10 protein-coding genes are annotated in these 12,150 nt (G+C 65.2%); 8 read left to right on the plus strand and 2 right to left on the minus strand.

All coding sequences use genetic code 11. The annotated features are described in order from the left end of the window. The first annotated feature begins 27 nt into the window (after nt 1-27). The 6 genes from AC1DQK_RS12300 (at nt 28) to paoC (ending at nt 7,655) form a co-directional block, all read left to right on the plus strand. A complete protein-coding gene (locus tag AC1DQK_RS12300; protein WP_477870816.1) occupies nt 28-1,248 on the plus strand; it encodes a polyhydroxyalkanoate depolymerase in 1,221 nt (406 codons plus the stop codon). After that, nucleotides 1,238-2,761 carry a hypothetical protein gene (locus AC1DQK_RS12305; RefSeq protein WP_477870818.1) on the plus strand — a complete coding sequence of 508 codons (1,524 nt, stop codon included), beginning with the start codon at nt 1,238-1,240 and terminating at the stop codon, nt 2,759-2,761. Before AC1DQK_RS12300 ends, AC1DQK_RS12305 begins: the two co-directional genes overlap by 11 nt. Next, nucleotides 2,761-3,744, plus strand: a complete 984-nt coding sequence (gene dgcA / locus AC1DQK_RS12310) for an N-acetyl-D-Glu racemase DgcA (protein WP_477870820.1) — start codon at nt 2,761-2,763, stop codon at nt 3,742-3,744. The genes AC1DQK_RS12305 and dgcA overlap by 1 nt, the downstream gene beginning before the upstream one ends. Before the next feature lie 148 nt (nt 3,745-3,892). Continuing rightward, nucleotides 3,893-4,504, plus strand: a complete 612-nt coding sequence (paoA, locus tag AC1DQK_RS12315; RefSeq protein ID WP_477870822.1) for an aldehyde dehydrogenase iron-sulfur subunit PaoA — start codon at nt 3,893-3,895, stop codon at nt 4,502-4,504. Continuing rightward, nucleotides 4,501-5,442, plus strand: a complete 942-nt coding sequence (locus tag AC1DQK_RS12320; protein WP_477870824.1) for an FAD binding domain-containing protein — start codon at nt 4,501-4,503, stop codon at nt 5,440-5,442. The genes paoA and AC1DQK_RS12320 overlap by 4 nt, the downstream gene beginning before the upstream one ends. A gap of 2 nt (nt 5,443-5,444) precedes the next feature. Beyond that, the gene (gene paoC / locus AC1DQK_RS12325; protein ID WP_477870826.1) at nt 5,445-7,655 is read left to right on the plus strand and encodes an aldehyde oxidoreductase molybdenum-binding subunit PaoC; all 2,211 of its coding nucleotides are present in this window, start codon (nt 5,445-5,447) and stop codon (nt 7,653-7,655) included. Nucleotides 7,656-7,670: 15 nt separating this feature from the next. Here paoC and rimO read toward each other — a convergent pair whose 3' ends face one another. After that, on the minus strand, nt 7,671-9,005 hold the full coding sequence (gene rimO / locus AC1DQK_RS12330) for a 30S ribosomal protein S12 methylthiotransferase RimO (protein WP_477870828.1): 1,335 nt from the start codon (nt 9,003-9,005) through the stop codon (nt 7,671-7,673). 176 nt (nt 9,006-9,181) lie between these two features. On the opposite strand from rimO, the gene AC1DQK_RS12335 reads away from it, so the two are divergent. Together AC1DQK_RS12335 and AC1DQK_RS12340 are read left to right on the plus strand one after the other, a co-directional pair. After that, entirely contained in the window at nt 9,182-9,454 is a 273-nt protein-coding gene (locus AC1DQK_RS12335) for a helix-turn-helix domain-containing protein (protein ID WP_477870830.1), read from the plus strand. Nucleotides 9,455-9,464: 10 nt separating this feature from the next. Continuing rightward, nucleotides 9,465-11,219: a SulP family inorganic anion transporter gene (locus AC1DQK_RS12340; protein WP_477870832.1), complete on the plus strand. Its 1,755-nt coding sequence runs from the start codon at nt 9,465-9,467 to the stop codon at nt 11,217-11,219. Between the two features lie 8 nt (nt 11,220-11,227). Here the strand turns inward: AC1DQK_RS12340 and AC1DQK_RS12345 are convergent. Continuing rightward, nucleotides 11,228-12,150, minus strand: a 923-nt coding sequence (locus AC1DQK_RS12345) for a peptidoglycan DD-metalloendopeptidase family protein (RefSeq protein WP_477870834.1), incomplete at its 5' end; no start/stop codon positions are given.

Genomic DNA, 12,150 nt, shown 5'->3' on the forward strand with positions numbered 1-12,150 from the left:
GGCGGCAGAGGCCTCTGGGAGACGTGAATGCTGTACGATGCGTATGAATTCCAACGTTCGCTGATGTCCGCCGCGAGCGCCTGGGCCGACCTGAGCGGCCAATGGCTCAAGAATCCCCTGAATCCGATGTCTTACAGCAACATGGCGCCGATGATGGTTTCGGGGCTGGACGTCTTCGCCCATGCTTCCGCTTCGCGCGGCAAGCCCGATTTCGGGTTCACCGAAGTCGAGATCGATGGCGAGAAGGTTCCGGTGACGGAGGAGATCATTCTCCGCAAGCCGTTCGGGCAGCTCAAGCGTTTCCGCCGACGGGGCGTGACGGGCCAGCCGAAGCTGCTGATCGTCGCCCCGATGTCGGGCCATTATGCGACGCTGCTGCGCGGCACGGTCGGACGGATGATGATCGACCATGATGTCTACATCACCGACTGGCGCGACGCGAAGCTCGTCCCCGTGGAGGAGGGTGGTTTCGATCTCGACGACTATATCGATTATCTGATCGCCTTTCTGGAGAAGATGGGCCCCGGCGCCCACATGCTCGCGGTGTGTCAGCCCTCGGTGCCAGCCTACGCCGCCACCGCGCTGATGTGCGCGGACCAGAATCCCTGCCGGCCCGTGACGCTGACGATGATGGGTGGCCCGGTTGACGCCCGCGAGGCGCCTACCGCGGTGAATACCGTCGCCACCCAGCGTCCGCTGACCTGGTTCGAGCAAAATGTGATCCATACCGTGCCGGTCTATTATCCGGGTTCCGGCCGCAAAGTATATCCGGGCTTTCTGCAGCTCACCGGCTTCATGGCCATGAATCTGGGCAACCATCTCGTCAGCCACTGGAGCATGTTCAAGCATCTCGTCGATGGCGACGAAGAGAGCGCGGATGCTACCAAGGCATTTTACGAAGAATATCGCTCGGTATGCGACATGGCCTGCGAGTTCTATCTCGAGACGATCGACGTGGTCTTCCAGCGGCACCTGTTGCCCAAGGGAGAGCTCATGCATCGCGGCCGCAAGGTCGATCCCGCCGCGATCGCCGATGTCGGCATACTCGCGATCGAGGGCGAGCGCGACGACATCTCGGGGCTGGGGCAGACCAGGGCTGGGCTCACTTTGGCGAGCAAGCTGCCCGACAGCCACAAGAAATATCTGATGGCAGAACATGTGGGCCATTACGGCATCTTCAACGGACGCCGCTGGCGCGAGGAGATTGCCCCTGTTGTCGACGCGTGGATTGCGACGCATGCCCGCTAGGGCGGCATTGGCATTCCTCATGGCGCTGACGCTCGTTGCCGGCGCGCCGCTTCGGGCGGAAATCGCGGAGGCCGACGTACAGTCTGCAATCGGCAAGGCGCAGCAAGCTGCGACCCGCGAGGATTGCGCTGGCGTGCTTGCGGCGCTCGATCCGCTGATCGACGGGCTTGCGGCCGGACCGCAGCGCAACCTCATCCAGAGAATGCGGCTTGTCTGCCTCAGCGAGCAGGGCCGGGTCGCCGACCTGCCCGTCGTGCAGCGCGAACTGGCCGTGAGCATGCCGCGCGATGGCGTGGTCAAGGCATTCGGAGTGCTCATCGCTGCCGACGAAAATCGCTTCGCCGATGCGGCCGACCAGATCGCTTCCCTGGCAGAGACCTCGCCGCGCTCGCTCGATGTGCTGAGCGGCGCGGCGGTGCGGGCGATTTCACTGAAGCTCGCCGAGGATCACGCCCGCGCCGTGCGGGGCCGAATGCTGATCGCCCTGGCGCGCGCCGACTGGGAGCCGGCAGATATCCCCGAACTTCGCATCGGCTTTGCCGAAGGCGCGATCGAGGCCCTGATAGATCAGGGCGAAGCGGCAGAGGCCGAAGGTCTGCTCGAGCGGATCGGGCAGCCGGAGCAGCTCGCCGCTATGGCGGTCGACCGCCATTTTGCCAAGTTGTGGCCAGCATTGGAGGCCCGGCTCGGTCCTGCCAGTGCCACGTCGGTGGAGCGGTTCGCGCGCGACAAATTGTCGGCCTATGGCGATTCCCCGGACTCGGATGTGGCGTTGCGAGACGCGGCCGATGCGATGCTGCTGCTCGGCCATTATCAGGACGTGGTCGACATGACCCAAGATGTCCGCATCGTCGATGGCATGAGCCGCGAAGCGGTCCGTACCATCCTCTACCGCGCCCGCGCGCTGGCAGCGCTGCGTCGCAACGAGGAGGTCGACCGGCTGCTGGCGCCGTTCCTAGCGCTCGATATCCAGCATGTGCCCGCGGCTTCCACGGCGCTGGTGAGCTATGCCGAGTTCCTCGATGAGGCCGGCAAACCGGCGAAGGCGCTCGTGGTGACGCGCGAAGCGAGGGCGAAGGCCGGCGATCTTCTCACCGACCTCGGCAAGCGTTGGCTCGATCGCACCGAAGTCTGCACGCTGGCAGCGCTCGGACGAACCGCCGAAGCGTCCAGCGCCATGGATACGCTGAAGAAGCTCAGCGACCACAATCCCTCGGCTGCGATTGAAGCGCTGCTGTGCGCGGGGCGCGATGCCGAGGCCTCGCAGTTGACCCTCAAGGCGTTCGACGACAGCGATGCGGCAAGCGATCTGGTCGTGCAATTCCAGCCGACCGGGTCGCTGCTGGCGCCGGCGCCGTCGCGGCTTCGCGCTTTGTGGACCTCGTTCCTCGCCCGCCCGGAAGTGAGGGCGGCGTTCGAACGGAAGGGACGAATCCTGCCCCGCGTGCTGTGGCCCGACCCCAAACCCCGGCCGATCCCACGGCGCCCCGCCAACGGAGCGGCGATGACCTGATGGCGGAGTTGACGGCGCGGATCGAGACATGGCCGGTCGCGGGCAGCTTCGTCATTGCACGCGGCGCGAGGACGCAGGTCGACCTAGTGGTGGTGCAGATCAGCGACGGCGTGCACGCCGGGAGGGGCGAGTCGACTCCCATCTATTACCATGGTGAGAGCTCCGAGACCGTACTGGCCCAGGTCGAAGCCATGGCAGGTGCGATTTCCCGGGGCATCGAGCGCGCAGATCTGCTGCGGCAAATGCCGCGCGGGGCTGCGCGCAATGCCATCGACTGCGCCTTGTGGGATCTCGAGGCGAAGCGCGAGCGGCGTCCTGTCTGGTCGCTGGCCGGCCTGGCCCAGCCTCAGCCGCTGCAATCCGCCTTCACCATCTCGCTTGGTGACGCTGATCGGATGGAGCGGGACGCCCGGCAGGCGGCAGTGGTCTATCCGCTCCTTAAGCTCAAGCTGGCGGGCGAGGGCGATGTCGAACGGGTGGCGGCGGTTCGCCGCGGCGCGCCGCATGCGCGACTGATCGTGGATGCCAATGAGAGCTGGACCGGGCGGGACGTCGCCGCAGAAGCGGCGGCGCTGCTGCCCCATGGCGTAGAACTCATCGAACAGCCGGTGAGGGCGGGCGAGGATCACCTGCTCGACGGCGTGACCTCTCCGATTCCGCTGTGCGCCGACGAGAGTTGCCAGGATCGGGCCGATCTGCCGCGTTGTGTCGGCCGCTACGCTGCTATCAATATCAAGCTCGACAAGGCTGGCGGGCTGACCGAGGCGCTCGCGGTCGCCGCCGCGGCGCGCTCCGCCGGGATGGAACTGATGGTCGGGTGCATGCTGTCCACGTCGCTCGGCATTGCGCCCGCGATGCTCGTTGCGCAGGGCGCGCGCTGGATCGACATTGACGGACCGTTGCTGCTATCCCAAGATCGCGACGACCGGGTGCAGTTCGAGGGGGGCGTCGCGTTTCCGGCGCCGGTTGCCTTGTGGGGTTGAGCGGCCGTTCTCGTGGCAGGGCGGCGGCCGGGGAAGCCGCGGCCTTGAGGCGGGGAACGATCACAGCGGCCGCCAGTTGCCTCCGTCAGAAATTCGAGCGGGGTGCATGATGACGGCTGAGCGGACTTCGGCGCGCGGGGACGACGGGATGACACGACGAAACGTGCTGGCTGCGGGAGCCGTCACGGCAGTGGGTTTGGCCGCAACCCCAATCGAGACGAGCCCGGCCGCGCAATCGCTCCCTGTCACGCCGATGCTCGTGAGACTGAACGTCAACGGCAAGGATCATGACCTGTCGCTGGATCCCCGAACGACACTGCTCGACGCGCTGCGCGAGCATCTCCACCTGACCGGCAGCAAGAAAGGCTGCGATCATGGCCAGTGCGGTGCGTGCACGGTGATCGTCGAAGGCCGACGGATCAACAGCTGCCTGACGTTGGCGGCAATGCATGACGGCGATGAAATTGTCACGATCGAAGGACTTGGTACGCCGCAGGATCTCCATCCGCTGCAGAAAGCCTTCATCGAGCATGACGGCTATCAATGCGGCTATTGCACCCCGGGGCAGATATGCTCGGCTGTAGCCATGCTCTCCGAAATTGAACGGGGCGTACCCAGTCATGTCAGTGCCGACCTGATGGACGTCGCCTTCTCGGATGACGAGGTTCGTGAACGGATGAGCGGCAATATCTGCCGATGCGCGGCCTATCCCAATATCATCGCGGCGATCCGCGATGTTAGCGGAAAGCGCACGGCATGAGGCCCTTCAACTATCAGCGCGCCGCAGATGCCGCCAGCGCTGCCAAAGCTGCCGCGCAGCATCCTGGCGCGCGCTTCATCGCGGGCGGCACCAACCTGCTCGACCTGATGAAATTGCAGATCGAGACCCCGCTGCTCCTGATCGACATCAACCATCTCGGCCTCGACAGGATCGAAAAGATCGATGGCGGCGGTCTGCGCATCGGCGCGCTGGTGCGCAACACTGATCTCGCTGCCGACAAGCGGGTGCGGCGGGATTATCCGGTGTTGGCCCGCGCATTGGTGTCGGGCGCATCGGGCCAGCTTCGCAACAAGGCGACCACGGCGGGGAACCTGCTCCAGCGGACCCGCTGCGCCTATTTCTATGACACGCGGATGCCATGCAACAAGCGCAAGCCGGGATCCGGATGCGCCGCGCTGGGCGGCATCAATCGCGGCCATGCGATCATGGGAACGAGCGATGCCTGCATCGCCACGCATCCGTCGGACATGGCGGTGGCGATGCGGGTGCTCGATGCGGTGGTGGAGACGGTGCGACCGGACGGCACGACACGCGGGATACCGATCGCCGACTTCCACTTGTTGCCGGGTGACACGCCGCACATCGAGACGGCGCTTGCGCCGGGCGAGATGATCACCGGCGTGCTGCTGCCCCCGCCGATTGCCGGACGGCAAATCTATCGCAAGGTCCGCGACCGGGCCTCCTATGCCTTCGCACTCGTGTCTGTGGCGGCGGTAGTGGGTCCCGACGGCCAGCGTTTCGCCTTCGGCGGGCTCGCCCACAAGCCATGGCGCGTTGAGGCTGCCGAAAAGCTCAAGGGAGCCGAAGCCATCGCCGCATCCGTGACGCTCGGTGCGCGTACCACCGAACATAACGCCTTCAAGCTGAGGCTGGTCAGGCGAACGCTGGGCGCGGTGCTGGCGGAGATGGAGGCATGACCATGAAGTTCGACGCCCCGGCCGCCGATAACGTGATCGATCGCCAGCGCGTGGTAGGCCATCCGCATGACCGGATTGACGGGCCGATCAAGGTCACCGGAACCGCGCCCTATGCTTATGAACGCTATGACGTAGCACCCGATGCCGCCTATGGCTGGATTGTCGGCTCGGCCATAGCGAAGGGCAGGATCAGATCCATCGACAGTCGTGATGCGGAGGCGGCCCCCGGCGTCCTCGCCATAGTTACGGCGGCCAACGCCGGGCCACTGAAGATATCGCCATCCAATACGGCGATGCTGCTCGCGGGGCCCCAGATCGAGCATTTCGACCAGGCCGTCGCGCTCGTGGTCGCCGAGACCTTCGAGCAGGCGCGCGATGCGGCGAAGCTGGTGCGGGTCGACTATGCCGCAACTCGGGGGTCGTTCGACCTGGCAGCAAGCCGTTCCCATGCCAGCGCTGCGCCGGTCGGCTTTGCCGGCCCAGCCGATACGAAGGCCGGCGATTTCGACGGCGCTTTCGCCCGCGCCACCGTGACGGTGGACGAGATCTACACGACGCCGGACCAGAGCCATATGATGATGGAGCCGCACGCCTCCATTGCCGCCTGGAAGGGCGACAAGCTCACGCTGTGGACATCGAACCAACTGGTTGCGGTGGCCGTGCGCGACGTGGCGACAACGCTCGGCTTGCCTGCGGGCAATGTGCGCATCGTCTCGCCTTATGTCGGCGGCGGCTTCGGCGCCAAGCTGTGGATTCGCGCGGATGCGATATTGGCTGCGCTCGGTGCAAGGGCGGCGGGGCGGCCGGTCAAGGTGGCGATCTCCCGGCCGCAGATCCCCAACAATACGGTCCACCGCCCGGCAACGATCCAGCGCGTCCGTCTCGGCGCCGACGGCAACGGCGTCATCGAAGCGATCGCCCACGAGAGCTGGTCAGGCGATCTGCCCGGCGGTAGCGCCGAGACGGCGGCGGCGCAGACCCGCTTGCTCTATGGCGGCAAGAACCGGATGACCGCGCATTATCTCGCTGAGCTCGACCTGCCGGAGGGCAATGCGATGCGTGCGCCTGGCGAGGCCGTCGGGTTGCTTGCCCTCGAAGTGGCGATGGACGAATTGGCGGAAAAGGTGGGGATCGATCCCGTCGAACTGCGCATTCGTAACGATGTTCAATATGATCCGGAGAAGGGGCCGACCCGTCTCTTTTCAAGCCGCAAGCTGGTCGAATGCCTGCGCGTCGGTGCGGAGCGCTTCTCGTGGCGGCGGCGGAATCCCAAGCCGGGGCAGGTGCGCGATGGCCGCTGGCTGGTGGGCATGGGCATGGCATCGGCATTTCGCAACAATCCCACCGTTAACTCGGCTGCGCGCGCCATTCTTGATGGCGAGGGCATCGTCACCATCGAGACCGACATGACGGACATCGGCACGGGCAGCTATACGATCATCGCCCAGACCGCCGCCGAAGTCATGGGCGTGCCGCTGGACAAGGTGGTCGTGCGGCTCGGCGACAGCCGCTTTCCGGTCTCGGCGGGCTCGGGCGGGCAGTGGGGCGGGAACAGCTCGACCTCGGGCGTCTATGCGGCCTGCATGCTGCTGCGCACGACGGTAGCGCAGAAGGCTGGCTTCAACGCCGACGATGTCGATTTCGCCGACGGCTATATCGTCGGCGGCAATCGGCGCGTCCGGCTTGGCGACGCGGCGGGCGCCGAGGGCGTAAGCGTCGAGGACGGCATCGAGTTCGGCGATCTTTCGAAGCGCTACGCGCAGGCGGCGTTCGGCGCGCATTTCTGCGAAGTCGGCGTCGATGCCGCGACCGGCGAGGTGCGCGTCCGCCGGCAGGGTGGTGCGTTCGCAGCCGGGCGCATCCTCAATCCCAAGTCAGCGCGCAGCCAGGTGATCGGCGCAATGACGATGGGTGTCGGAGCCGCGCTCATGGAAGAATTGCTGGTCGACAAGCGCTTTGGCTTCTTCGTCAACCATGATCTCGCCGAATATCATGTACCGGTTCATGCCGACATACCCGAGCAGGACGTGTTCTTCCTCGACGAACTCGACGACAAGAGCTCGCCGATGAAAGCCAAAGGCGTTGGCGAACTCGGCATCTGCGGCGCCGGCGCGGCAGTCGCGAACGCGATCTACAATGCCACCGGCATCCGGCTCAGGGATTATCCGCTGACGCTCGACAAGCTGATCGACAGGCTGCCGCCGATGGCGTGATCGACCGTATGCAGGTCAGCCGACCTGCACGCCGAACAGGTCGTGCTCGTCGGCATCCTCGATCTCGACCTTTACGATGTCGCCGGGCGCGAGCGTAGCTGCGTCGCGCAGATGGACTTCGCCATCGATCTCGGGCGCGTCGGCCTTGGAGCGACCGGTCGCTCCGCCTTCGCCATCCACGACGTCGATGATTACATCCAGCGTCCGGCCGATCTTCGCCTCGAGCTTTGCGGCGGAGATCGCGGCGGTCCTCTCCATGATCCGCGCGTAACGCTCTTCCTTGATCTCGTCGGGTACGGCGTCCGGCAGCGCATTGGCGGCGGCTCCAGCCACGGGCTCGAACCGGAACGCGCCCACCCGGTCGAGCTGTGCCTCGTCGAGCCAGTTGAGCAGATACTGGAAGTCTGCCTCGGTTTCGCCGGGAAAGCCGACCACGAAGGACGAGCGCACCGTGATGTCGGGACAAATCGCGCGCCAGGCCGCGAGCCGCTCGAGCACCTTCGCGTCGTTGGCGGGGCGCTTCATCGCTTTCAGCACCCTCGGCGACGCATGCTGAAACGGAATATCGAGATAGGGCAGCACCAGCCCCTCGGCCATCAGCGGGATGACATGGTCCACGTGCGGATAGGGATATACATAATGAAGCCGCACCCACGCGTCGAGCTTGCCGAGTTCCCGGGCCAGATCGGTCATGTGCGCCCGGACCTCGCCGCCGCCCTTGAGCGGATAGGTTGCGTGCCTCAGGTCGAGCCCGTAGGCGGACGTGTCCTGACTGATCACCAGCAGTTCGCGCGTGCCGGCCGCAACCAGCTTTTCCGCCTCGCGCAGGATCGCGTCGGGCCGCCGGCTCACCAGGTCGCCGCGGATCGACGGGATGATGCAGAAGCTGCAGCGATGATTGCAGCCTTCCGAAATTTTCAGATAGCTGTAGTGGCGCGGTGTCAGCTTGAGGCCGGCGTCGGGCACCAGATCGGTATAGGGCGACGCCGTCACCGGAGCCGCTTCGTGCACAGCGCCGACCACCGCCTCATATTGATGCGCGCCGGTGACGGCCAGGACGTTCGGAAAACGGGCGCGGATCCGCTCGGCTTCGTCGCCCATGCAGCCGGTGACGATCACCCGGCCATTTTCGGCGATGGCCTCGCCAATCGCCTCGAGGCTCTCCTCCTTGGCGCTGTCGAGGAAGCCGCAGGTGTTGACCAGCACGATATCGGCGCCGGCATAATCGGGCGACAGGCCATAGCCGTCCGCACGCAGCTTCGTGAGGATACGCTCGCTGTCGACGAGGTTCTTCGGACAGCCGAGCGACACCATGCCGACTTTCGGCGGGGAGGGGAGTTGGATTGCCATGGAGCGCGCGCACATAAGCGCTTTTTCCGCAAATTGCGAGGGGGCCCCTGAACCTGCTCTCTCGGCGGTAGGACCGGCTGCTGCCCGGGTGGACGGCCACGATCGCAGTTTGACTCCAAAAAGATGTTTTAAACGTCAATAATGCTATGTGAAGCTGCAGACGTGGGAGATTGTCCATGATCACCGCCGCGCAAATGCGAGCCGCCAGAGCCCTGCTGGCAATCGACCAACGGCAGCTCGCCGAATTGTCGGGCGTGTCCTTGCCAACCATTCAGCGGATGGAGGCGAGCGAGGGAACCGTGCGCGGCGTCATCGATACCCTCACCAAGATCATCGAGGCGTTAGACGGGGCCGGGGTCGAGCTGATCGGCAGCAATGGGACAAGCGTCGGCCTGGGACGCGGCGTGCGGCTCAAGCGCGCCGACAATCCGAACGGCAGGCCGAGCTGACGCGATGTCCATGAACGGAAAACATGCTGTCACAACCAGCAAGGCGGAGCCCAGCTTCCGCGAGATGTTCACACCCAAGCTCGTCACCATTTTGCGAGATCGCTACGGACTTGCCGATCTCAAGGCCGATGCGATCGCTGGCTTTACCGTGGCGATCGTCGCCTTGCCACTTTCGATGGCGATTGCGATCGCATCAGGAGTGACGCCGGATCGCGGGCTGTACACGGCGATCGTCGGCGGGTTCATCGTGTCAGCGCTCGGGGGAAGCCGGTTCCAGATCGGCGGACCGGCCGGGGCGTTCATCATACTCGTCACGGGGACGGTCGAGCGCTACGGTCTCGACGGACTGATCCTTGCGACCATGCTCTCCGGGCTGATGCTGCTTACTATTGGCTTTCTGAGGCTGGGCACCTTCATAAAATATATTCCCTATCCGGTCACGGTCGGGTTCACCTCGGGCATCGCCATCGTGATTTTCGCGAGCCAGATCAAGGATCTGCTTGGTCTGACGCTCGCGGGGCGCGAACCGGGCGCAATCGTTCCCAAGCTTGAGGCACTGAGTAGCGCCCTGCCAACGGTCAATGCTGCTGCAGTGACAGTCGCCTTGATCTCAATCGGGGTGATCATCACGGTTCGGCGTTTCCGTCCACACTGGCCCGCCTTCGTCATTGCCATCGTGGTCGCTGCGCTGTTGAGCCGACTGTTCGGGCTTCCGGTGGAGACGATCGGAACGCGCTTTGGCGGCATTCCCCAGTCGCTTCCGATGCCGCATCTGCCGGCGCTGTCGCTGGACAGGATCGAGTTGGTGCTGCCGGCAGCCTTGTCCTTCGCGCTGCTTGGGAGCATCGAAAGTCTTCTTTCGGCGGTCGTCGCAGACGGAATGACTGGACGCCGCCACCGGTCCAACGCCGAACTGGTCGCCCAAGGCGCGGCAAATATAGGGTCCGCGCTGTTCGGCGGCATCTGTGTGACCGGGACTATCGCCCGTACCGCAACCAATGTGCGGGCCGGCGCGCATGGCCCGGTCGCGGGGATTCTGCATTCGGTATTTCTGCTTCTGTTCATACTCCTGGCGGCGCCGCTCGCGAGCTACGTACCACTGGCCGCTCTCGCCGCGGTCCTGGCGATGGTGTGCTGGAACATGGCCGAGAAGCATGAGTTCGCGCTACTGCTGCGCACATCGCGCGGCGATGCGGTCGTGCTGCTGTTGACCTTCCTGCTGGTCTTGTTCCGCGATCTGACGGAGGGGATATTGGTCGGCTTCGGTGTCGGGACGCTGCTGTTCCTCCATCGTATGGCGCAGGCGGTGGAGGTCGAAGATCCCCGGCCATTGGTTCAACAGGACATGGCCGATGATGCGGGGGGCGACCGGGATTGCTACGATCCCGAGTCCGCAACCGATCCCGACATCCTCGTCTATCGGATTTCCGGTGCCTTCTTCTTTGGAGCCGCGGCCGCGGTCGGAGCGGCCCTCGATCGGATCGGCGAGCATCCGAAGGTCTATGTCATCGACTTTGCGAACGTGCCGATTCTCGACTCCACGGCCGCCGCCACTATCAAGGCGCTGGCCGCAAAGGCCCATCGCCAAGGCGCAGCTCTCTATCTGACCGGCACGCGCGTGCCGATCAGGCGCGTACTGTTCGCCCATGGTGTCCGCCCGCCACAGGCCCGCTTCAAAGCGACGGTCGCCAATGCTCTGGCTGCCGCCCGGAACGAGACGCGCAGCGGGGCCACTCTGAAGCTGGATGCCGGCACGTTCGGCTGAACGTCGGATCAGCTCCGTACGGGCAGGTAGTTCGTGGGATTGACCGGTTTCCGGCCGTTGCGGATTTCGAAGTGGAGCTGGGGCTCACCGCTATAAGGGTTCGCGCCGCTCTTCGCGATGGTCTGACCGCGCACCACCTTCTGGCCGCGCGTCACGGTGATGCTGTCGGCATAGCCATAGGCGCTGAGCCAGCCGTCGCCGTGGCGCAGCAGGATCAACGTACCATAGGCCGGGATATCCTGCCCCACATAAGCGACCACGCCATCGGCGGCGGCGGTGATCGCGCTGCCGCGCTCGACGCCGATATTGATGCCGTCATTCTGCTGGCCGCCCGAATATCTGCCGAAACCGCGCAGGACCGGTCCGCGCGCCGGCCAGTCGAATCGCCCAGTGAAGCGCGTCGGTTCGGCGACCGCGACGGTGGGGGCGACCGCCTTGGGCGTCGTCACCGGCGGCTTGGGCGTCTCGCGCGTGGCGAGCGCGGGTTCCGAACCGGTGATCAGGTCCTCGATGTCGAGCCTGAACGCGGACGCCCGCTCGTCCGCGGTCATGCTTGCGACCTCCTTGCGGCTTGGCAGCAGCAGCCGCTGGCCCTCGCGGAGGATATAGGGTTCTTCGAGCTCATTGAGTTGGGCGATGCGGCTCCATTCCACGCCATAGCCGCGCGAAATGGCGATGCCGGTCTCGCCCTTGCCGACCCGGTGATAGCGCCCGCCGGGAATCTTGAGCTTCTGTCCGACGATGATCTTGAACGGTGGCGCGATGTTGTTGACCCGGGCAATGACTTCGGATCCCGCACCGGTCCGGTCCGAAATGGCGCGCAGCGTGTCCCCCCGCTTCACCACATAGGTCGATGCGGCGACCTCGACGGCGGATGGCGTGACCGTTCTGACCTGCCAGGCCGGCGGCGGCGGTACGGGTGCGTTTTCCG

Source organism: Rhizorhabdus sp. P4_G5 (assembly GCF_056401065.1).